Consider the following 21,023-nt stretch of genomic DNA (forward strand, 5'->3'; position numbering starts at 1 on the left):
CAAGGCCGACGCCGCCCATCAGCGCGCCGCCGGGGCCTTGACCCTCGCGGCCAGCGCGGCTGAAGCCGCCGCCGGCGCCGCCCGCGCCGCCGAGGCCGCTCTCGCCGCCGCGCGTGAGGCCCGCGCCCGCGAGGAGGGCAATGTCATCGCCGCCGATCATGGCTGGGGCACGGTGGCGGAACGGAGTCTCGAACGGCTGGGCCCCAGCCCCAACCTTCCTCTCCCGCCCGAGCCCCTCACCGCCGAGAGTGAGGAGAAGGCCCGCAAGCGCTGGGAACGCCTGCAACGGGAGCGCGAGGAGATGGGCGCGGTCAATCTGCGCGCCGAGATCGAGGTGAACGAGGCCGAGGAAGCCATCGCCGCCATCGAGCGCGAGCGCGGCGAGATCACCTCCGCCATCGCCAAGCTGCGCGGCTCCATCGGCCATCTCAACCGGGAGGGGCGGGAGCGCCTCTCCGCCGTGTTCATCGAGGTGGACCGGCATTTTCAGGCCCTGTTCAGCCGCATGTTCGGCGGCGGCAAGGCCCATCTAGCCCTGGTCGGCTCAGACGACCCGCTGGAAGCGGGGCTGGAGATTTTCGCCCAGCCGCCCGGCAAAAAGCTCTCCACCCTCTCCCTGCTCTCCGGCGGAGAGCAGGCGCTCACCGCCCTCTCGCTGATCTTCGCCGTGTTCAAATGCAACCCCGCCCCGGTTTCGGTGCTGGACGAGGTGGACGCGCCGCTGGACGACGCCAATGTCGAGCGATTCTGCAATTTGCTGGAAGACATGGCGCGGGAGACCGGCACACGCTTCCTGGTCGTCACCCACCACCCTCTCACCATGGCGCGGATGGACCGGCTCTACGGGGTGACGATGCAGGAGCGCGGCGTCTCCCGCCTGCTTTCTGTGGATTTTCAGAAAGCGGTGGACATGACCGGCCCAAACCCCGCCCTGGCGGCGGAATAGCCCGGCTGGGGGATTATTCGCCCCGCCAGTTGCCCTTGCGCTTCTCCAGGAAGCCGGTCATGCCTTCCTTCTTGTCCTCGGTGGCGCAGAGACCGTTGAACAGACGGCGCTCGTAATGGATGCCCATGGTCAGCCCGGTCTCGAAGGCCGCGTCGACCAGCTCCTTATTGGCCATGGCGGCGAGCGGCGCCATCTCGGCGATGGCCTGGGCCTGGGCCAGCGCTTCCTCAACCAGCCTATCGGCGGGCACCACCTGGGCCACCAGGCTGGCGCGCTCGGCCTCGGCGGCGTCCATCATCCGCCCGGTCAGGCACATCTGCATCGCCTTGGCCTTGCCCACGGCGCGGGTGAGGCGTTGCGAGCCGCCCATGCCGGGCGCGATGCCGAGCTTGATCTCGGGCTGGCCGAATTTGGCGGTGTCGGCGGCGATGATGTAATCCGCCATCATCGCCAGTTCGCAGCCGCCGCCCAGCGCGTAGCCCGCCACGGCGGCGATCCAGGGCTTGCGCGTGGAGGCCACCATCTGCTCATACCCGGCGAAAAAATTGGTGCCATACATCGCGGCGAAGCCCATAGGCTGCATCTGCTTGATATCAGCCCCGGCGGCGAAGGCTTTGTCGCTGCCGGTCAATACCAGGCAGCGCTGGCCGGCATCGGCCTGATAAGCGCTGAAAGCCGCCATCAAATCCGCGAGAACCTGGCTGTTGAGAGCGTTCAGCGCCTGGGGGCGGTTGAGCCGGACCAGCGTCACCGGGCCGTGGGTTTCAACAAGAATGGTCTCGTAACTCATGCGATCCTCCCAAATGCCAGGCGCGGCGGCGCTGAGACGATCATCCCCGCGCCGCGTTGCCAATGACCCAAGTCAAGACGATCCCGCGCCCGCGCGTCAACCGGGCCCGCTCCGGCGGGGCCGCCATAACCGCGATGTCACACGCGGCGCCCTTTGCACCGTCCGGACGCTTCTCTACACTCCCGGCGCGGCCGACCCGGCCGGGATGCGAGCACGGAGGAAGACATGCGTGAGATCAAGCTGCAGGCCGCTGATGGAAGCGGTGAGTTCTCGGCTTTCGTCTGGGAGCCCGAGGGCAAGGAGAGCGCCGGCGCGGTGGTGGTGATCCAGGAAATTTTCGGCGTCAACGACGCCCTGCGCGCCACGGCGCAGAATCTGGCCGAGCAGGGCTTCATCGCCATCGCGCCCGATTTGTTCTGGCGGCTGGAGCCGGGCGTGAATATTTCAGACAAGACCGAGGCGGAGTGGAAAAAGGCCTTCGAGCTGATGAACCGCTTCGACCAGGATAAGGGCGTGGAGGATCTCATCACCACGCTGGACGCGGCGCGGGAATTGCCAAACTGCAATGGCCAGGCGGGCACGGTGGGTTTCTGCCTCGGCGGCCGGCTGGCGGTGATGATGGCCACGCGCTCCGATTCGGATGCCAATGTGTCCTATTACGGGGTGGGGCTGGACCAGCTGATCGATGAATTCGACCAGATCCAGGCGCCGTTGATGCTGCACATCGCCGAGCAGGATGAATTCTTCCCCGCCGAGGGCCGCGCCCGGGTGCTCGAGGCGGTGGAGGATAATGAATGGGTGGACGCCTTCGTCTATCCCGGCGTGCACCATGCTTTCGCCCGGGTGGGCGGCATCCATTACGACGCCCGCGCCGCCACCATCGCCAATGGCCGCACCACAGAGCTGCTCGCCGAAATACTTGAATAAGCTCACGCGCCGGGGCCTTTGCGCCGGGGCGGCGGCGTTGCCCGCCCTGGCGCGGGCCGCGCCGAAACTGGGGTCTGCCCTGGTGGCCGCCATCCTCAGGCAGATGGCGGCGCTGGGCGACGGCCCGGTTCTGCTCAACTCCTATCTGGTGAGGACCGGCCCCCGGGCGGATGATTTCGACCTGACCCAGGCCAACGCCGCCTATGTCTACGACAACGCCCTGGCTGGGCTGTTGCTGCTGGCCGCCGGGCAGGAGGCGCAGGCGCGGCGAATCGGCGCGGCGCTCGCCCTGGCTCAGGCGCATGACCGCAAATTTCACGATGGCCGCTTGCGCAACGCCTATGCCGCCGGGCCGGTGGCCACGCCCGCGAAACTGCCAGGCTTCTGGAACGTCCAGGCCCGCCAATGGGATGAAGACCCGTACCAGACCGGCACCGCCACCGGCCCGGTCGCCTGGGCGATGCTACTCTGGGCGGCGCTGGGCATGACCGGTCCCGCCAACGCCGCCGGAAATTTTCTCAATGCGGCGTTGCGCGCCCCGCTTGGCTATTATGGCGGGCTTTACGGTTTCGATACCGCCCAGCTTCGCCTGGGCTGGCGCAGCACCGAGCAAAACCTCGATCTCGCCGTCGCCTTCGCCAGGCTCGGCCGGGCCGGGGACGCGGCCCATGCCCGGGCTTTCGTTGCCGCGGCCTATGATAAAAAGCGGGGAATCTTCATGGCCGGCCTCACCCCGGAGGGCGCGCCCAACGCCATGCTAGCGGCGGATGCCGGCATCTGGCCCTATCTCGCCGGGCTGGGTGACGCCGCCAGCGCCAGCCGCGCCATTGCCCATCTCCGCCACGGGTTCGGCATCGGCTTTTCCACTGCCAGCGATGGCATCTGGCTGGAGGGCACCGCCTTCGCGGCGCTGGCGCTGGCGCGGATGCGCGATCCGATGGCGAAGGATTTTCTTCGCACCATCGCCGCCAATCTTTCCCCGCAAGGCTATGTCTACGCCACGGTGGCGCCAGAATTGAGTACCGGGCTCACCGTCGGGCCGTCTCTGCGTCCTGGCCTGCCGGAGCGCCCTTTCAACTATTACCGCCGCCCCTCCCTCAGCGCCACCGGCTGGGCCGCGCTGGCCGCGCTGGAGCACGATCCGATCTGAGAGCGGATTACTTGCCGATGCAGAATCCGGCAAACACCGCGTCGAGAATCTCCTCCATGCCAATCGTCCCGGCCAGCCGCGCCAGGGCCTGGGCGGCGGCGCGCAGCTCCTCCCCGCGCAATTCCGGCTCGGCCAGCTCCAGCGCCATGTCCAGCGCCATCACCGTGTCGCGCAGGCAGGCCAGCTGGCGCGGGCGGGAGGGCGCCGCCGCGCCATGCCGGTCGGTCAGCGCCCGCGCCTCCGCCGTGAGGCGCTCGCGCAGCGCCGCCATTCCCTCGCCGGTGCGGGCGGAAACCCGCATTCCCGGCGAGCCCGGGTCGAGATCCGCCTTGGTCCGCACCCGCAGCACGGCGGCGCCCGGGGGCGGGGGCGGAAACGCCTCGCCCGGCGCGGCGGCGAGAATGACGAAATCCGCCGCCGCCGCCCGCGCCCGCGCCCGGCGCACCCCTTCCGCCTCGATCGCATCCTCCGTCTCGCGCAGGCCCGCCGTGTCGGTGAGATGCACGGGCACGCCGCCAAGATCGAGCCGCACCCCCACCGCGTCGCGGGTGGTGCCGGGCGTGGCGGAGACGATGGCCACCTCCTCCCCCGCCAGCGCGTTGAGCAAGGTCGATTTGCCCGCGTTGGGCGGCCCCAGGATGACAAATTCCAGCCCGGCCCGCAGCCGCGCCGCCGCCGGCGCCGCCTCCAGCGCCGCCTGCATCTCGTCGCGCAAAGCGCCGATTCCCTGAAGAAGGCCGGCCGCTACCCCCTCCGGCAAATCCTCATCGGGAAAGTCGATCAGCGCCTCCTGCCGGGCGATGAGCTGGCGCAGCTCCTCCCGCCAAGCGGCGTAGCGCCCCTGCAGCCCGCCTTCCAGCGCCTGCTGGCGCTGCGCCTCGGTCTCGGCGGCGATGAGATCCGCCATCGCCTCCGCCTGCAACAAATCCATCCGCCCGGCCTCGAAGGCGCGACGGGAAAATTCCCCCGCCTCCGCCGGCCGGGCGCCCAGCGCGGTCAGCGCCTCGCTCACCGCCGCCAGCACTGCCCGCCCGCCATGCAGGGAGAGTTCCGCCACATCCTCGCCGGTGAAGCTGCGCGGCGCGGGAAACAGCACCACCAGCGCCTCGTCCAGCACCCTTCCCCCATGGCGCAGGCGGCGCAGGCTGGCGCGGCGCGGCGCGGGCAGGCCGCCCGCCAGGCTGGCGGTGATGGAAAAGGCTTGCGGCCCGGAAAGGCGCAGGGTGACGACAGCGCCGCCCCGCCCGGTGATCGGCGCGAAAATCGTGCTCATGCGGCTCAGCGCAAATAGCGCGCCGTCAGATGCGCCTCGAACCAGGAAGGGTCGAGCGGCGCGCCGGTCGCCTCTTGCAGAATCTCGTTGAACCCGGCGGAGGCGCCGCGCCGGTGCACATGCGCCGCCAGCCAGCCGGTCAGCGGCGCGAGATCGCCGCGCGCCAGCGCCGCGTCCAGCTCCGGCAGGGCGGCGCGCGCCGCCGCCATCAATTGCGCCGCCGCCATCGCCCCCAGCGTATAGGAGGGGAAATAGCCGATCGCCCCGTCATACCAATGGATATCCTGCAAACAGCCTCGCGCGTCATCCGGCGGGGTGAGGCCGAGCAGCCGGGCGAAGCCCTCATTCCAGGCGGCGGGCAGGTCCGCCACGGCGAGATCGCCGGAAAGCAGCGCCCGCTCCAGCCGGAAGCGCAGCAGCACATGGGCGGGATAGGTCAGCTCATCCGCCTCCACCCGGATAAAGCTGCGCTCCACCCGCCGCAGCCGGTGGCGCAACCCCTCCGGCGTGACCGGCTTGGCGAAGGCGGCGGCGGCGCGCCGGGCGAGATAAGAGAGATACGCATCCGAGCGCACCGCCTGCATCTCGATGATGAGGGACTGGCTCTCATGCACGGCCATGCCCGCCGCCGCCCCCACCGGCTGGCGCGCCCAGGCGCGCGGCAGATTCTGCTCGTACAGCGCGTGGCCGGTCTCATGCAACACGCTCATCAGCGCCACGCAGGCATCCGCCTCGTCATACCGGGTGGTGATGCGGATATCGGTGGGGATGCCGCCGCAGAACGGATGGGCGGAAACATCGAGCCGCGCGGCCCGGAAATCCAGCCCGGCGGCCTCGGCCAGGTCGCGCGCCAGCGCCGCCTGCGCGGCTTGCGGGTAGGGGCCGGGCGGCAGCGGCGCCGGGGGGCGGCGGGCCTGCAACGCCTCGGCCCGGGGCAGGGCCTCGCGCAGAAACGCCTCATAGCGGGTGAAGATCGCCTCGGCCTCGGCGGCGCCGATACCGCGCTGATACTGGCTCATCAGCGCGTCATAGGGCGAGAGCCCGAGCGCCTGGCCCAAGATCACCGCCCCCTCGCGGGTCAGGCGCACCACCTCCTCCAGGGCGGCGCGCACGGCGGAAAAATCGTTCTCCCGCCGCGCCCCGCGCCACAGGGTTTCGCAAGCGCGCCCGGCCCGCACCTGCGCCTCCACCAGGTCGCGCGGCAAGGCGGCGGCGCGCAGATGCGCCTCACGCATCAGGGCGAGGTTGCGGGCATCCCAGCCCTCCAGCCCGCTGGCGGCTTCCAGGGCCTCGGCCACCTCCGCGGCGCAGAGAGAGTCATGGGCCAGCCCGGCCAGGGCCGCCAGTTGCTCGCCCCGCGCCTCCGTCCCGCCCTCGGGCATCATCACCGCCGCGTCCCAGCTCAGCATGGATGCCGCCTCCTCCAGGCAGGCGATGCGGTGGAAGGCGGCCTTCAGGCGGTCATAGGCGCGCATGCGTCAGCAATCTCTTACGGGCCAGAAAAATGAATTCGAACACCAGCACCCCGGCGAAGCCGAACCAGGTGAGGGCGTATTCATAATGATTATTGGGAGGGGTCGGCAAATCCTGGGCGGGCTGCGGCAAATCGCTCCCCGGCGGCGGCGCCGGCCCCATGGCGATCAGCATATAGGGCGCGACATTGGCGAGTCCCAGCCCATGGCCGATCGCCTCCGGGTCGAGCGTGTAATAGAGCTGATGCGCCGGGTCGTCCGCGGGAGAGAAAAACCCGCGCCCGATGGCGGCGTGAATGTAGCCTACCGGCCGGGGCGGCGGATTGGCGAGCGGGCGGGGCGCGGATTCTGGCACCCAGCCCAGATCAACCAAAAGGATTTGGCCGTCTTCCCGCCGCAGAGGCATGATGAGTTCCCCCCCGGTGATCGGGCCGCGCGGGCCGTCATGCACGATCTGCCCATACAGCGCCGCCTTGCCCGGCACCCATTCCCCGCTCACGAATACTTTTTGAAACGGACTTGGATGCGCCGGCAGCGGCACGGGCGGCGCCGCCTGGGCGGTGCGGATCTCGGCGATGATGCCCTGTTTCCATTTCAGCCGGTGCAGCTGCCAGACGCCGAGGGCGATGAACAGGCAGAACGCGGCCAGACCCAGCGCGCCGGGCAGGATCAGCCGGCGCAACTCATCGGCCCGGCGCGCCCGGCCTCATCCCGCCGTGATGGCGCTGCGGCCCAGATAATAGATGCAGACAAAGAGGAACAGCCAAACCACGTCGACGAAATGCCAGTACCAGGCCGCCGCCTCGAACCCGAAATGCCGCTCCGGCGTGAACTGCCCGGCGCGGGCGCGGAAGAAGCAGACGATGAGAAAGAGGGTGCCGATGATCACATGCGCGCCGTGGAAGCCGGTGGCGATGAAGAAGGAGGAGGGATAGATGCCGCCATGGTAGAAGGGAAAGGGCGAATGGGTATATTCCCAGAGCTGGCCGCAGAGAAAGGCAAGGCCGAGCAGAATGGTGATGCCAAGCCCCCGCACCAGATTCTTCTGGTCGCCCTCCAGCAAGGCGTGATGCGCCCAGGAGATGGTGGTGCCGGAGAGCAGCAGCACCATGGTGTTGAACAGCGGAATGGCGAAGGGGTCGATGGTGGTGATGCCCTGCGGCGGCCAGACCGGCGCGAAAGCGGTGCCCATTTTATCAGGGAAGAAGAAATAATTGAAATAATTCCAGAAGAAGGAGACGAAGAACATCACCTCGGAGGAGATGAACAGCGCCATGCCGTAGCGCAGCCCCATCTGCGTCACCACCTTGTGCAGGCCGGGCGTGCGGGCCTCGCGGATCACATCCCGCCACCAGAAGAACATCACCATCACATCCAGCACCCCGCCGATCGTCAGCACCACGAACTCGTGCAGATGCGCCGCGAGGATAATGCCCGTGAAGGTGACCATGGCGGCGGTGGCGCCGATGAGCGGCCAGATGCTGGGATCGACGAGATGATAAGGTTGCGGCACGGTGCCTTTCACCTGATCCGTCGCGGTATGAATCGTGCCGCTCATATGGCTCTCCCTTGATATCCTGCGTTTTACCGTTTGGCCCGGCTCACCACATCTGGCCGTATTCGTGCAATTTCACCAGGGCGATCACATAGACGATGAGGCAGAACCCGCCCAGCGCCGCCAGCAGCAGAAAATTGCGCGCCCGGCGGCGGCGCATGAACTCGGCTTTCTGCTCGTCGCTCCATTGCGCCTTGCCGAGGGTGACGCGCGGCATGCGCTCGCATTCATAATCCCGGTTTTCCGCCGCCGCCATCATATCAGCCGGTCAACCGCGCAGGCGGCGAAAAGCAGAAACAGATAGAGAATCGAGAATTTGAACGCGGCGCGCGCCGGCTTGTCCTGGCTCAGGCTCACCCCCCGTTCATCCTGGGCGTCGCGCAGCACCCCCCAGGCGTAATGGATGAAGACGACACCCAGCGCCAGGGCGGTGAGGCCGTAAATCCGCCCCGCCAGCCCCAGCATCCAGGGCAGAAGGGAGAGAGCAAAGAGAATGAGGGTGTAGCCGAACACGTTCCAGCGCGTATGGCGGGCGCCCTTCACCACCGGCAGCATGGGGATGCCGGCTTTCTCGTAATCGGTGGAGGCGTAGAGCGAGAGCGACCAGAAATGCGGCGGCGTCCAGAAAAACACGATGAGAAAGAGCAGCATGGGCAGCAAGCCGATCTGCCCGGTGACGGCGGCCCAGCCGATCACCGGCGGAAAGGCTCCGGCACCGCCGCCGATGACGATATTTTGCGGCGTATGGCGTTTCAGCCAGACCGTATAGATCACCGCGTAATAGAAGATGGAGACAGCGAGCACCGCGGCGGCGCAAAGATTGGTCGCCATGGCCAGCAGCAGCACGGAGATGACGGAGAGCACGAGGCCATAGCCCAGCGCCGCCCCCGGCTCGATCTTGCCCGCGGGGATGGGGCGGGTGGAGGTGCGGCGCATGAGCGCGTCGATATCGCGGTCATACCACATATTGAGCGCGCCGGCCGCCCCCGCCCCCAGCGCGATGCAGAAGATGGCGATGGCGGCGATGAGCGGGTTGACATGGCCGGGGGCGATGACCAGCCCGATGGCGCCGGTAAACACCACGAGCGAGACGACGCGCGGTTTGAGCAGAGCCAGCCAATCCGCCGGCTCCGCCCCCAGATGCGGGACGAGCGCGGCGTTTTCGCTCAGCAGGTTTTCAGCGTAATTGGCCACGCGACGTCCTTAACGGATAACCGGAACTTCCAGGAAGGTATGCTGCGGCGCCGGGCTCGGCACCGCCCATTCCAGGGTCGTGGCGCCCTCGCCCCAATAATTATCGGCGAGCTTCTCCTTGGAGCTGAAGACGCGCACCAGCACGTAGAAAAACACCAGCGTCGAGACGACGGAAATGATCGAACCGATCGAGGATACATAATTCCATCCGGCGAAGGCGTCGGCATAATCCGGGTAGCGGCGCGGCATCCCGGCCAGCCCCAGGAAATGCATGGGGAAGAAGGTGAGGTTGACGCCGATGAAGAAGGTCCAGAAATGCACCTTGCCCCAGAATTCGGGATATTGATGCCCGCTCATCTTGCCGATCCAGTAGTAAAACCCGGCGAAGATGGCGAAGGCCGCCCCCATGGAGAGCACGTAATGGAAATGGGCGATCAGGAAGTAATCGTTATGCAGCTCCTGATCCAGCCCGGCATTGGCGAGCACCACGCCAGTCGCGCCGCCGATGACGAAGAGGAAGATGAAGCCCATCGCCCAGAGCATCGGCGTCTTGAACTCGATGGAGCCCCCCCACATCGTCGCGATCCAGGAGAACACCTTGATGCCGGTTGGCACGGCGATGATCAGCGTCGCCACCTCGAAATAGATCTTGGAATCGGTGGAGATGGCCGAGACGAACATATGATGCGCCCAGACCACGAACCCGACGAAGCCGATGATGACCATGGCATAGGCCATGCCGAGATAGCCGAAAACCGGCTTCTTGGAGAAGGTGGAGACCACATGGCTGATGATGCCGAAGGCCGGCAGAATCATGATGTAGACTTCCGGATGGCCGAAGAACCAGAAGAGATGCTGAAACAGCACCGGATCGCCCCCGCCCGAGGGCTCGAAGAAGGAGGTGCCGAAATTGCGGTCCATGATCAGCATCGTCACCGCCCCCGCCAGCACGGGAATGGCCAGCAGCAGCAGAAACGCCGTCACCAGAATGGCCCAGCAGAAGAGCGGCATCTTATGCATGGTCATGCCCGGCGCGCGCATGTTGAGAATGGTGGCGATGAAGTTGATGGCGCCGAGCAGCGAGGAAATCCCCGCGAGATGGAGGGAGAATAGCGAGAAATCCGTGGCCATGCCCGGCGAATACTGGGCATTGTCGAGCGGGGGGTAGAGCGTCCAGCCCGCCCCGGTGCCCGAGCCGAGAAGGAGGCCGAGCATGACGAAGACGAACCCGGCGGCGAGGAACCAGAAGCTCATGTTATTGAGGCGGGGGAAGGCCATGTCCGGCGCGCCGATCATCATCGGCACGAACCAGTTACCCATGCCGCCGATCAGCGCCGGCATCACGAACCAGAAGATCATCAGCAGCCCATGGGCGGTGATGATCGCGTTCCAGGTATCGCCATTGGCGACGATATGGCTGTGCGGATACATCAGCTGCTGGCGCATGATCACCGAGAGCGTGCCCCCGACGCAGGCGCCGATGAAGGCCATGGTGATATAGAGCGTGCCGATATCCTTGTGGTTGGTGCTCATCAGCCAGCGCGAGACGAAGCTCTGATGGTGATGGCCATGAGCGGCAAGGGCATGATCATTGGCGGTGATGGACATGGGTCGGGCTCCTCAGCGCGTGGCGTCAGCCAGCTGGTTGCGTGGCATCGGCGAGGACAAAAGCGGGGTCACGGTATTCTCGGTGTAATTGGCCAGCGCCATCTTGGTCCAGGCGATATAGTCGTTGAGCGGCACCGCCTTGATCTCGATCGGAATGGCGTCGTGGTTGAGCCCGCAGATCTGGTTGCACTGGCCGTAATAGGTGCCGGGCTTGCGGATGATGGTCCAGCTCGTCAGCGTATTGCCGGGAATGGCGTATTTCTGCACGCCCAGCGAGGGCAGATAGAAACCGTGCAGCACATCGGCGCTGCTGATGACGAAGCGGATCTTCTCGCCCACCGGCAGCACCAGCGGGTGATCCACGGAAAGCCGGCGGATCTGGCCGGGTTTGATCTGGTCGTCGGGGATCATATAGCTCGTGTAATCCAGCCCCGGCACGGAATCATATTTATATTCCCAGTACCATTGGTGGCCGGTGACGGTGACGGTCATATAAGGGTTGGTGTCGTCCGCCTCATAATAGATCAGGTCGATCGAGGGGATGATGATGGCGACCAGGATGAGGCAGGGCACCACGATCCAGGTGACCTCCAGCAGGGTGTTATGCGTGGTGGTGCTGGGCTTGGGGTTGACCCGCGCGCGGAAGCGGAAAATCACCACCGCCATCAGGATGGCGACGAAGCCGACCACCACCGCCATGATCCACAGCACGTATTTCATCAGCCAGTCGATCTTGGCCTGCATCGGGCTCCCCGCGGGGGGGAACCAGAGCTCCCAGTCATGCGGGGCGTTGACATAGGCATTGGCGGCGGCGGCCGGGTCCTGCGGCGCGCTCTGGGCCCAGGCGGCGCCGCCATGCCACATCAAAACCGCCATCACCGCCAACCATCCCGCCAGCCGTGCCACGAATACACCTTTGCGCGTCATACCATCGTCCCGTAAATCGCCATGGCCGTTTCCAAGCCTTGTTGTGGTCCACGAATAGAAGCCGGACCCGACAAGATCAAGCAGAATACCCGGCCCGCATGCAAGCGTCCAAGCGGAATCAGCGCCTTTGGCTGGCATGGCCGCTCTGCAATCCGGTAACGGGCAGCCGTCCCTGGCGCAGGGCGGCGGCGGTCTCGCTCATGTGCCGCTCCATCGCGGCACTCAGGGTTTTGCGGTTACGGTAGCGCCCCGCCGGTTGCGGCTCGTCCAGCAGAATGGTGGCCCGCAGCCCGCCCCGGCGGAGCAAAGCGAGGAGATGCGGCGCCAATTCCATCTCCCCATACCAGGCGATCAAGGGCCGGTCCGGCCGGCGCACGGGCTGGTTTTCCAGCCGGTCGTAAACAATGGTCACCGCCTGCACCCAGGGCGCGGCCTTGCCGAAGGCGATGGTGAAAAAGGCCGAGGCGAAGGGCAGAACCCGGTTGCCGTCGGAGGTCGTGCCCTCGGGAAAGAGAATGATATTATCCCCCCTCTCCAGCCGCCGCTCCAGCAGGCGCTGCTCACGGGCCAGCGTTCCCCGCCCCCGGGAGACGAAGACCGTCCGCCCCAGCCGGGCGATGAGACCGATGCCGGGCCAGCGGCCGATCTCCGCCTTGGCGATGAAGCAGCCGGGCAATACCGCGCCCAGCGCGGCTATATCCACCCAGGAGCAATGGTTGGCGACGAAGAGGCAGGGCCGCTGGCGGCACGGCGCGCCGAGCACGCGCAGCCGCAGGCCGAGAATACGGGCGATGCCGCGCCAATAGAGCCGCGCGAACCACGCCTTGCCCCAGCCGGGCAGAAGCAGCAGCACGGCCTGCACCGCCACGGCGGGCAGGGTCCAGAGCAGCACGAGGAAAAGCCGCGCCGCCAGCCGGATCAGGGCGCGCCGCCCTTCAGCATCAGCCGCAGATCCTGGCGGATCGGCTCCGGATCGGCGCCCAGCGTTTCGCGCACCACCTCCGCCCAATCGCCAACGTCATGCACCTCCGCCGGATTGTCGCGCAGCAATTCCCGCTTGATGAAGGGAAAGCCCGCCAGCAGCAATTGCCGCCAGAGATCGGAGGTGGGGTTGAGCGCCACGCGCCGCGCCGCGCCGTCGCGGATGCGCAAGATCTGGAGTTTGCGCGTGACATGGACGGGATCGGTCCGGTTCAGCTCCGCCGCCTCCATTTCGATGAGCTTTTCCAGCTCCTCCTGGTTGACCATGCGCAACAGCGGCTCATAGGGCCAAAGGGCGCGGCAGCTCAGCCCGCCGGCGAGCATGGCTTGGGTCAGGCCGATTTCATAGGTTTTAACGATATAGGATTTCATCGGCACCGGCCGCACCGAATCCCAAAACCTGCGAAACCTCTCATGCCGCAGCGCCCGGGGGCCAAAGGCCACGAAAAAAGACTGCAAATGGTAGCGCAGCTGCCAGCTCTCCGTCAGGCCCCAGATATCGGCCTTGCCGTAATCCAGCCGCCGCAGCACATCCCCCAGCGGCAATAGCGGGCCGAACATGCTGTCATTGGCGAAAATCACCTCCTCGGTATCCGCCCGGGGCAGGCCGAGCCGGTCCAACGTGTCGGCCCAGGCGCCGAAATCATACCCTATATTGCGGCGGATGAGCACCTGGACGCAGAGCCCCTTCAGCGCCTCGAAGGAGTGGGGCTGCAATTTCCCGGCATTGGTGATGAACACCACGTCGCGGCCATTATCCTTGAACTCGCGGATATAATCGAGCAATTGGGACCGCACGAGGCCGCGTCCATCGAAATGCATGAACAGGACCACGCGCGGGCCGAGCCGCGCCTCGCCTTCCGGCCAGGCCTGCACTGTCTGGCTGCGGCTGCGCAGCCGTCCCACCAGAACCGCGCCCGGCGCCACCACACCCCATTTAATGAAGTGCAGGCCGCTTTTGATGATCTGTTTCAGTCTTCTGCGCATGGCTCAGCCCTCCATTGGCCGCGCAAATCCTCTGGCGCATCCTGGTAAGCGGGGAGAAAGGCGCGCAGCAGGGCAATGGCTTCCTCGTCGCGCCCCAGCCTTTGCAAGGCCACCACCTCCCCCCGCAGCACATGCCAGAATAATGGCGCGGGGCTGGTTTTTTCGCCCTCCCCGGGCGGACATTCCTTGACCAGCGCATCGCGCAACCGGGAAAACGTGGCCGTCGCCCGCGCCCAGTACGGTTCATCCTGCAAATATAATATGCCGGCGGCGAAGAGCGCGTCCCGCAGCGCGGCCGCGAAAGGCGGGCGCGCCGCGAGCAATAACGGCTCCGCCAAGGGCAAAACCTCCCGGGCCGCCGCCATCTCGGCCCGGTTCGTCAAAACAGAAAGGGCCGAGAGGGTCAAATGATCCAGCCGTTCTTGCGGCACGCCGGAGCCGGCGAGCGCGCCCAGGCGCCTGGCCACGTTGTCCGCCTTGCCGCCGGGCTGGGCGTCAACCATCACCAGCGCGGCCAGCGCGTCCTGCCGGAGCGCATCCGGGCAAGAGGCCAGCCGTTCCTCCACGTCCAGCGCCCGCGCCGCCGCGAATTTACCCTCCCCCGCCAGCCGGATGAAAATTTCCACAAAGGTCCGGTCCAGCCAGTTCCGGTCCTCTCCCCCCCGCCGCTCCAAGGCCTCGGCGCGCTGGAGCGCGGCCTCGGTGCGCCCTTGCTGCAAATCGAGGCTTACCGCCACCCGGCGCGCATCCCGGGCGGCCTCACCCGGCAACCGGTCAAGCTCCGCGAACCAGGGATGAGCCGCCGCCAGCGCGTCCGCCTCGTCATAACGCCCGGCATTCACCAGCCCGGTGAAAGCCGCCAATAGCAGCGGCTGGCCCCGCTCTTCCTCGATCTGCGCGGCGGCGAGGCGGGCCGGAACCAGGGCCGGGTCGCCTACGGCCAGATCCAGCACCGCCCGCGCCAGCGCGGCATCCCGCGCGGCCTCGCTCCCTGATTTCGCGGCCCAGCCCATGATATCATGCGTTCCGTCGAGAGCGAGCGCCTCGTCATAACGCCCGGCATTCACCAGACCGGTGAAGGCCGCTAATAGCAGCGGCTGGCCCCGCTCTTCCTCGATCTGCGCGGCGGCGAGGCGGGCCGGAACCAGGGCCGGGTCGCCTACGGCCAGATCCAGCACCGCCCGGGCCAGCGCGGCATCCCGCGCGGCCTCGCTCCCCGTTTTCGCGGCCCAGCCCATGACATCATGCGTTCCGTCGAGAGCGAGCGCCTCCTGGTAACGTCCTGCATTCACCAGCCGCAGGAAAACCTCGAGACGAATCGCATCGCCCGGTTCACCCAGCGTTTCCAGCCCGTCGGCCGCCGCCAGGGCCTGGCTGGCCTCGCCGGCAGCCAGGTGGAAATTGGCGAGGCTGAGCAGCGCGTCGCGCCGCAGCCCGGCGGGCAGTTCCTCCTTGGCGGGGTCCCCCAGCCCGTCGCGCAGCCGCGCCGCCGCCTCATAGGCTCCGGCATTGACCAGCGCGACAAAGCCGCGCCACGCCCCGCGCCTGTCGCCCCGCGCCAACAGCGGCTCCACCACGTCGCTCTCCCCCGCCTCGGCGTCGCATAAGAGCAGCTCGGCCCCGATCACCTCATCGATGCTGACGGAAAGCCGGTCGCGCCCCAGTGAAAGCCGGTCCAGCGCGGCCTGCAAGGCGGCGATCGCCGCACGCGCCAGTTCCAGGCCGGGCTTTAGCGCGCTGCGCGCCTCCCCCGCGGCCAGACGCCGCATTGCCTGGGCGTAGAGGATCGTCCCCAGCCCCAAGGGCATCTTCGCCGCCAGCCCCTCCAGATCCTCATCTCCGCTTACCGGCAGGCCCGCCAGCCCCTCCAGCCGGTAGCCGAACCGCGCCTGGCACGCCTCGTTCAAGATATCCCAGGCCGCCGCGGCGCCCTCGGCATCCCCGTCATTCACCGCGTCGAAGATGAGCCGCCCGGCAAATCCCAGCTGCGGATCGCTGCCCGGGGCCGCCGCCGCCGCGCGCTGGCCCAAATATCGGCGGTAGAGGCCGCGCCGGGCGCCAAATTCCTCCTCCAGCCGGAACGGTGCGGGCGAGGCATAGGCGGTCAGCGTCGCCGCCTCCGTCCGCACCGTCACCTGGCTGAACCCCGCCGCCTTCAGCGCCAGCTCCAGGCTGCGCGCCGATTGCAGCACCACATGCGCGCCCGGCGCCAGCAAGGCGTATAGCTCGCCGGGGGAAAGCGCGGGCGTGATCCATGCCGCGTTGGGCGTGGTCAGCACCAGCATCCCGTCATCGGCGATGGCCTGGCGCATCAGCCGCAGAAAGGCGGGCGGGTCTTCGAGATGCTCGACCACCTCGGTGGCGAGGATGACATCCCACGGCCCATCCCCCAGGGCCTCGGCCGTGAAGTAGCCCTGCCGCAGATCGAGCCCCAATGCGCGCGCGCCGAGCCCCGCCAGCGGCGAGGGATCATACCCCACGCCGCGCCAGCCCCGGGCATGCACGCAAAAATCCAGCCCGAACCCATAGGCGCCGCCAATCTCCAGGGCGCGCGCCCCCGGCGGCTTGGCGATGCGGGAGAGCGGATCGGTGATCGGCCAGATACCGGCGCCGATCTGCGCGTAATAGGCGGGCCAGCCGATTTGCAGCAGCTCGTCCCCGCCATAATCCATGGTGGCGAGGGCGCTGGCGAAGCGGACATCGCAACGGGGGCAGAGCTGAAGCCGGTAACGTCCCGCCGCGCCGAACAGATCATAGCTGATCTCGGCCAGCTGGGTCACCGCGCCGGTTCCGCCGCAATTCGGGCAGGCGGCCTCCGCCTGCTCTCCATGCAGCCATTCCAGCTCGCAATGGCTGGTCAGGCGCAGCGCCGCGGCGGAAGCCATCAGGCGAAGAGTTCCGGCGCGCGCGCGCGCAGCGCCTCGTTGAGCTCGGCACGGCGCTCCCACAAGGCCCGGTACCAATTGGCGCGCGCCTCCACCTGGTAGGCCAGCATGCGGTGCTGGGCGACATAGGCGCGGGCATTATCGGCGATACGCCGCGTCGCCTCCGGATAGGCGAGCAGCCGCAGCAGGGCGGCGCGCAGCTCGGCCGGGTCGCGGAACAGCACGCCGGTCCGGCCGTCCTGGATGGAGCCGGCATAGACCACCGGGCTCGCCAGCGCCGCCACCCGCGCCGCCGCGGCCTCGATGAATTTCAGATCGGATTTGGCGCGGTTGAAGGGCGTGTCGCCGAGCGGCATGAAGCTGATATCCGCCTCCCCCAATTCGCGCATATAGCCCGCGTAATCCACCAAAGACGGCTCGAAGCTCTTATGCGGGGTGTCGAGTGCTGCGAAAAAGCCTTCGTCGAACACCACCCGGAACCGCAGCCTGTCCCCCACCGCCCGCGCCACCTCGTTGAGCACCGGCATTAGCGGCGCCCAGTCATTCTGCCGGTTCAGCGCGCCGAAGAAGAGGGTGAGATGCTCCATCTCCCGGAAATTCCGCACCGGCGGCAATTCGAAAATACCGTTGGGAAACACGGCCACCTCGGGGTTCTCCGCCGCCAGCGCCTGGGCGAGCACGGGCGTGCTGGTCTGCACCGCGTGCACGCCGCGAAACGTCATCAGCTCGTCCAGCCGCACCCCCCGCTCCTCCATGAAGCTCGGGTGATCGTCGAATTCGCTGACCACGACATAGCCCTGATCCATCAGGGCGCGCAGCCGCCGCCGCCCATCCTCGCCCTGGAGCAGCGGGCGGTGCAGCACCGCGATGCGCGGCGCCTCGCCCAGCTGGGGCCGCACCGCCTGCTCGGGAACCACGCTGGCATAGATGGAGCTGTCGCTCGCCAGCGCGCGCAGCGGCTCCAGCACCCGCACATCGGAGACGCCGCCCTGGGGCGCCAGCATGGTGGCGGAGACCTCCATGCGCTCCGGGGCGGATTTGCGCGCCCGCCAGATCACCTGGATGGGCATCGCGCGGCGCAGATATTCCTGCGGATCGACGCCCAGCGCCTGCAAGGCGGGCGCCATGGCCTGCACGAACCGCTCCGCCTTGTCGGTGGCGGCGGGGCGGGGCGTGGCGTCGGAAAGCTGCAACTGCGCCTCCGCCAGCGCCTGGGCCATCGTGCGCGGGGTGAACCAGCGCAGATGCCCGCGATCCAGCAGCCCCTGCTCCTCATAATCGAACTGCCCGGTCAGCAGCCGCGCGACGAAACTCCAATGCTCGACATTGGGCATGCAGACCAGCACCGTGCCCTGAGGCGAGAGATACTGGGCGTGGGTCTTGAGCAGCGTCCAGGGGTCGACGAGATGTTCGAGGACATCGGCATAGATGATGCAATCCACCCCCTCCGGCACCTCGAAGGGCATGGGATGCCGCTCGACATCCCCCTGGAAGACCTCCGTCATCCAGGGCTTGGCCTGGGCGGCGGCCTCGGGGTCGATCTCGATGCCGAGAATGCGGCAGGCGGGGTTGCGGCGCCTATAGGCCGCGCCCAGCGCTCCCACCCCGCATCCCACATCCAATATGGTCTTGGCTCCCAGCGGGATTTTTTCGAGCAGTTCGGGATTGCCGTATTCGAAGATGGGCATGGGTGCGGCGCTCACGCGGTCAATCCTTGCGGCTTTAGGGAGGGGAAAGGCGTTCCGGCGTCCGGCGCGGGCCGGCCGACGCCCGCATAGACAAATCCCGCGGCGCGCAGCGCCTCCGGGTCGAAGACGTTGCGCAGATCAACCACCACATTGCCGCGCATCAGCTCCTTCAGCCGTGCCGGGCTCAGCGCGCGAAACTCGTTCCACTCGGTGATGAGAACAAGCGCGTCCGCTCCGCTCAAGGCCTCCGCCGCGCTGGCGGCGAGCCGCGCCGCCTCCGGTAGCAAGGGCCGCGCCGTCTCCATCGCCGCCGGGTCGAAAGCCGCCACCTCCGCCCCGCGCGCCACCAGCCCCTGGATGAGCGGCAGAGAGGGGGCTTCGCGCATGTCATCGGTCTCGGGCTTGAAGGCGAGACCCAGCACGCCGATGCGCTTGCCCCGTATGTCACCGCCGCAAGCCGCCGCCACCCGCGCCGCCAGCCCCGCCTTGCGCGCGTCGTTCACCGCCACCACGGAGCGGATCAACCGCGACGGCGCCCCCGCCTCCTCGGCGATGCGCATCAGCGCCAGCGTGTCCTTGGGGAAGCAGGAGCCGCCGAAACCCGGCCCGGCATGCAGGAATTTCCTGCCGATCCGCCCATCCAGCCCGATGCCGCGCGCCACATCGTTCACATCCGCCCCCACCGCCTCGCAAAGATCGGCCATTTCATTGATGAAGGTGATCTTCATCGCCAGAAAGCCATTGGCGGCGTATTTGATCAATTCCGCCGTCTCCAGCCCGGTGAAGACGATGGGCGTCTCGATGAGATAAAGCGGGCGGTAGAGCTGGCGCAGCACCGCGCGGGCGCGCTCGCTCTCGGCCCCCACCACCACGCGGTCCGGGCGCATGAAATCGCCGATGGCGCTGCCCTCGCGCAAAAATTCGGGGTTGGAGGCTACCTCCACCGCCAGATCCGGGCGCAGCGCCCGCGCCATCTCCAAAATCTTCCGCCCCGTGCCCACCGGCACGGTGGATTTGGTGACGATCACCGCCGGCTGGGTGAGCGCCCGCAGCACCTGCTCCACCGCCGCGAACACATAGGTCAGGTCGGCATGGCCATCGCCGCGGCGGGCCGGCGTGCCCACCGCGATGAATATCGCCTCCGCCCCGGCGATCGCCTCCTCCAGCGTGGCCGGAAAGCCGAGCCGCCCGGCGGCGCTGTTATCGGCCACCAGCCTGTCCAGCCCCGGCTCATAAATCGGGATCTTGCCCTCGATGAGCATGCGGCGCTTGGCCGGGTCCGCCTCCGCCACCGCCACCGCCACGCCGAACTCCGCGAAACAGGCGCCCGAAACGAGTCCGACATAGCCGCCGCCGATGATCGCGATCTTCAAAAACCCACTCCTCCGCCATGGCCAGGCTCCGTCCTGCTTCTGGCAAGGCCGCCGCGATGCCGCAAGCCCCGGCCGCCCGTATCTTCAAATTCGCCGCGCTTTCCGCCATGGTCCGCCGCGCATGACCCTCACCGCTCTCCCGGCCCTCGCCCTGCCGCGCCATCTCGCCCTCATGGCCGGGCTGGCCATTTTCTCCGGCATCATCGTCCGGGTCATGATCTCGGTGGCGGTGCCGGACCACCCGGACCCGCGCAAGGCCCATAGCCGCACCACTCCCAAATCCGGCGGGGTCGGCATCGTCTGCGCCTTCATGCTGGGCGTGGCCCTGCTCTACCGCTATGGCCAGGTCTCGCGGCTGGCCGAGCCCTATTTCATCGGCGTCATCGCCGCCGCCGGGCTCATCGCGGTGGTCTCCCTGCTCGATGACCTGCTGGACATGCCCTTCACGGTCAAGCTCGGCACCCAGCTCATCGCCGCCATCGCCGCCACCGCTTCCGGCCTCTGGCTGCACGATATCGCCCTCCCCCGCCTTGGCCCCGTCGCCCTGGGCTGGGCCGGGCCGCCCCTCACCATTTTCTTCCTGCTCTACGTCACCAACGCGATGAATTTCATCGACGGGCTGAACGGGCTGGCGGCGGGGGTCACGCTCATCGCCTGCCTGTTTCTCGCCGGCATCGCCGGTCCGCTCGGCGGATTCTTCATCTATACCGCCTCGCTCCTGCTGGCGGGGGGGGTGCTGGGCTTTCTGCCCTTCAATTTTCCCAAAGCGCGCATCTTCATGGGCGATGTCGGCAGCCAGTTCTGCGGCTTCATGCTCGCCTTGTTCGGCGTCGCCGCCGCGCGGTTCGACCAGGTGCAGATGTCCTTCCTGCTGGTGCCCTTCCTGCTCTCGGGCGTGCTCTACGATGTCACCTTCACCCTCATCCGCCGGCTGCTGGCGGGCGAGAACATCGCCCGCGGCCATAACGGCCATCTCTACCAGGTCGCCCGCCGGGCGGGCATGGATGCGCGCCTGGTCGCCGTCATCCACTGGCTTTTCGCCGCGCTGGGCGGGGTATCGGCCATCGCCTTCCTCACCGCCCCCCCCGGCACGCGCGTCTGGGTCATCCTGGCGCCGCTCGCCGTGCAGGCGGGCTGGACGCTCTATGTCGCCACCCGGGCGCGCGCCGCCCGGCTCGGCCGCTGGTCTTGCTGAGGGGCGGCGCAACCTCGCGGATATGGACGGCGATGAATTTGCGTGCCAATTCATCTCAATTTCGATAGACAA

17 protein-coding genes and 1 pseudogene are annotated in these 21,023 nt (G+C 67.6%); 4 read left to right on the forward strand and 14 right to left on the reverse strand.

Annotation, left to right across the window (positions count from 1 at the left end; translation table 11 throughout):
- Positions 1-946: pseudogene (locus M7H45_RS05435) on the forward strand (chromosome segregation protein SMC); the annotation flags it as partial.
- Positions 947-959: 13 nt separating this feature from the next.
- On the opposite strand, the gene M7H45_RS05440 reads toward M7H45_RS05435, so the two are convergent.
- Positions 960-1,736: an enoyl-CoA hydratase-related protein gene (locus tag M7H45_RS05440; RefSeq protein WP_298215238.1), complete on the reverse strand. Its 777-nt coding sequence runs from the start codon at positions 1,734-1,736 to the stop codon at positions 960-962.
- Positions 1,737-1,961: 225 nt separating this feature from the next.
- On the opposite strand from M7H45_RS05440, the gene M7H45_RS05445 reads away from it, so the two are divergent.
- The gene (locus M7H45_RS05445; RefSeq protein WP_298215239.1) at positions 1,962-2,663 is read left to right on the forward strand and encodes a dienelactone hydrolase family protein; all 702 of its coding nucleotides are present in this window, start codon (positions 1,962-1,964) and stop codon (positions 2,661-2,663) included.
- On the forward strand, positions 2,656-3,813 hold the full coding sequence (locus tag M7H45_RS05450; RefSeq protein ID WP_298215240.1) for a hypothetical protein: 1,158 nt from the start codon (positions 2,656-2,658) through the stop codon (positions 3,811-3,813). The genes M7H45_RS05445 and M7H45_RS05450 overlap by 8 nt, the downstream gene beginning before the upstream one ends.
- Positions 3,814-3,820: 7 nt before the next feature.
- Here M7H45_RS05450 and mnmE read toward each other — a convergent pair whose 3' ends face one another.
- The 13 genes from mnmE to M7H45_RS05515 all read right to left on the reverse strand — a co-directional run bounded on the left by mnmE (position 3,821) and on the right by M7H45_RS05515 (position 19,756).
- Positions 3,821-5,086 (reverse strand): tRNA uridine-5-carboxymethylaminomethyl(34) synthesis GTPase MnmE, encoded by a 1,266-nt coding sequence (mnmE, locus tag M7H45_RS05455; RefSeq protein WP_298215241.1) that lies wholly within the window; start codon positions 5,084-5,086, stop codon positions 3,821-3,823.
- 5 nt (positions 5,087-5,091) lie between these two features.
- The gene (locus tag M7H45_RS05460) at positions 5,092-6,561 is read right to left on the reverse strand and encodes a carboxypeptidase M32 (RefSeq protein ID WP_298215242.1); all 1,470 of its coding nucleotides are present in this window, start codon (positions 6,559-6,561) and stop codon (positions 5,092-5,094) included.
- Positions 6,548-7,240 (reverse strand): SURF1 family protein, encoded by a 693-nt coding sequence (locus M7H45_RS05465; RefSeq protein ID WP_298215243.1) that lies wholly within the window; start codon positions 7,238-7,240, stop codon positions 6,548-6,550. Before M7H45_RS05465 ends, M7H45_RS05460 begins: the two co-directional genes overlap by 14 nt.
- Before the next feature lie 24 nt (positions 7,241-7,264).
- A complete protein-coding gene (locus tag M7H45_RS05470) occupies positions 7,265-8,116 on the reverse strand; it encodes a cytochrome c oxidase subunit 3 (RefSeq protein ID WP_298215244.1) in 852 nt (283 codons plus the stop codon).
- A gap of 43 nt (positions 8,117-8,159) precedes the next feature.
- Positions 8,160-8,372, reverse strand: a complete 213-nt coding sequence (locus tag M7H45_RS05475; protein ID WP_298215245.1) for a hypothetical protein — start codon at positions 8,370-8,372, stop codon at positions 8,160-8,162.
- Positions 8,369-9,307: a heme o synthase gene (locus M7H45_RS05480; RefSeq protein ID WP_298215246.1), complete on the reverse strand. Its 939-nt coding sequence runs from the start codon at positions 9,305-9,307 to the stop codon at positions 8,369-8,371. The genes M7H45_RS05475 and M7H45_RS05480 overlap by 4 nt, the downstream gene beginning before the upstream one ends.
- A gap of 9 nt (positions 9,308-9,316) precedes the next feature.
- The gene (gene ctaD, locus M7H45_RS05485) at positions 9,317-10,915 is read right to left on the reverse strand and encodes a cytochrome c oxidase subunit I (protein WP_298215247.1); all 1,599 of its coding nucleotides are present in this window, start codon (positions 10,913-10,915) and stop codon (positions 9,317-9,319) included.
- A gap of 12 nt (positions 10,916-10,927) precedes the next feature.
- Positions 10,928-11,842 carry a cytochrome c oxidase subunit II gene (gene coxB / locus M7H45_RS05490; protein ID WP_298215248.1) on the reverse strand — a complete coding sequence of 305 codons (915 nt, stop codon included), beginning with the start codon at positions 11,840-11,842 and terminating at the stop codon, positions 10,928-10,930.
- A gap of 118 nt (positions 11,843-11,960) precedes the next feature.
- Positions 11,961-12,734, reverse strand: coding sequence for a 1-acyl-sn-glycerol-3-phosphate acyltransferase (locus M7H45_RS05495; protein ID WP_298215249.1), 774 nt, complete (start codon positions 12,732-12,734; stop codon positions 11,961-11,963).
- A gap of 26 nt (positions 12,735-12,760) precedes the next feature.
- Positions 12,761-13,810 carry a rhamnan synthesis F family protein gene (locus M7H45_RS05500; RefSeq protein WP_298215250.1) on the reverse strand — a complete coding sequence of 350 codons (1,050 nt, stop codon included), beginning with the start codon at positions 13,808-13,810 and terminating at the stop codon, positions 12,761-12,763.
- Complete coding sequence (locus M7H45_RS05505; protein WP_298215251.1) at positions 13,795-16,695, reverse strand: class I SAM-dependent methyltransferase; 2,901 nt, start codon at positions 16,693-16,695, stop codon at positions 13,795-13,797. The genes M7H45_RS05500 and M7H45_RS05505 overlap by 16 nt, the downstream gene beginning before the upstream one ends.
- Positions 16,695-18,398 (reverse strand): methyltransferase domain-containing protein, encoded by a 1,704-nt coding sequence (locus M7H45_RS05510; RefSeq protein WP_298215252.1) that lies wholly within the window; start codon positions 18,396-18,398, stop codon positions 16,695-16,697. The genes M7H45_RS05505 and M7H45_RS05510 overlap by 1 nt, the downstream gene beginning before the upstream one ends.
- Complete coding sequence (locus M7H45_RS05515) at positions 18,395-19,756, reverse strand: UDP-glucose/GDP-mannose dehydrogenase family protein (protein WP_298215253.1); 1,362 nt, start codon at positions 19,754-19,756, stop codon at positions 18,395-18,397. Before M7H45_RS05515 ends, M7H45_RS05510 begins: the two co-directional genes overlap by 4 nt.
- A gap of 121 nt (positions 19,757-19,877) precedes the next feature.
- On the opposite strand from M7H45_RS05515, the gene M7H45_RS05520 reads away from it, so the two are divergent.
- Positions 19,878-20,951 (forward strand): glycosyltransferase family 4 protein, encoded by a 1,074-nt coding sequence (locus M7H45_RS05520; protein ID WP_298215254.1) that lies wholly within the window; start codon positions 19,878-19,880, stop codon positions 20,949-20,951.
- Positions 20,952-21,023: the final 72 nt, after the last annotated feature.

It is taken from the genome of Acidocella sp., assembly GCF_027352905.1.
Taxonomy (GTDB): domain Bacteria; phylum Pseudomonadota; class Alphaproteobacteria; order Acetobacterales; family Acetobacteraceae; genus Acidocella.

What these genes read in the sequence shown, in the direction of transcription:
- M7H45_RS05460 (WP_298215242.1), bottom strand. Translation starts at nt 6,561, where the DNA reads ATGCGCGCCTATGACCGCCTGAAGGCCGCCTTCCACCGCATCGCCTGC.
- M7H45_RS05505 (WP_298215251.1), bottom strand. Translation starts at nt 16,695, where the DNA reads ATGGCTTCCGCCGCGGCGCTGCGCCTGACCAGCCATTGCGAGCTGGAA.
- M7H45_RS05500 (WP_298215250.1), bottom strand. Translation starts at nt 13,810, where the DNA reads ATGCGCAGAAGACTGAAACAGATCATCAAAAGCGGCCTGCACTTCATT.
- ctaD (WP_298215247.1), bottom strand. Translation starts at nt 10,915, where the DNA reads ATGTCCATCACCGCCAATGATCATGCCCTTGCCGCTCATGGCCATCAC.
- M7H45_RS05475 (WP_298215245.1), bottom strand. Translation starts at nt 8,372, where the DNA reads ATGATGGCGGCGGCGGAAAACCGGGATTATGAATGCGAGCGCATGCCG.
- mnmE (WP_298215241.1), bottom strand. Translation starts at nt 5,086, where the DNA reads ATGAGCACGATTTTCGCGCCGATCACCGGGCGGGGCGGCGCTGTCGTC.
- coxB (WP_298215248.1), bottom strand. Translation starts at nt 11,842, where the DNA reads ATGACGCGCAAAGGTGTATTCGTGGCACGGCTGGCGGGATGGTTGGCG.
- M7H45_RS05445 (WP_298215239.1), top strand. Translation starts at nt 1,962, where the DNA reads ATGCGTGAGATCAAGCTGCAGGCCGCTGATGGAAGCGGTGAGTTCTCG.
- M7H45_RS05470 (WP_298215244.1), bottom strand. Translation starts at nt 8,116, where the DNA reads ATGAGCGGCACGATTCATACCGCGACGGATCAGGTGAAAGGCACCGTG.
- M7H45_RS05440 (WP_298215238.1), bottom strand. Translation starts at nt 1,736, where the DNA reads ATGAGTTACGAGACCATTCTTGTTGAAACCCACGGCCCGGTGACGCTG.
- M7H45_RS05520 (WP_298215254.1), top strand. Translation starts at nt 19,878, where the DNA reads ATGACCCTCACCGCTCTCCCGGCCCTCGCCCTGCCGCGCCATCTCGCC.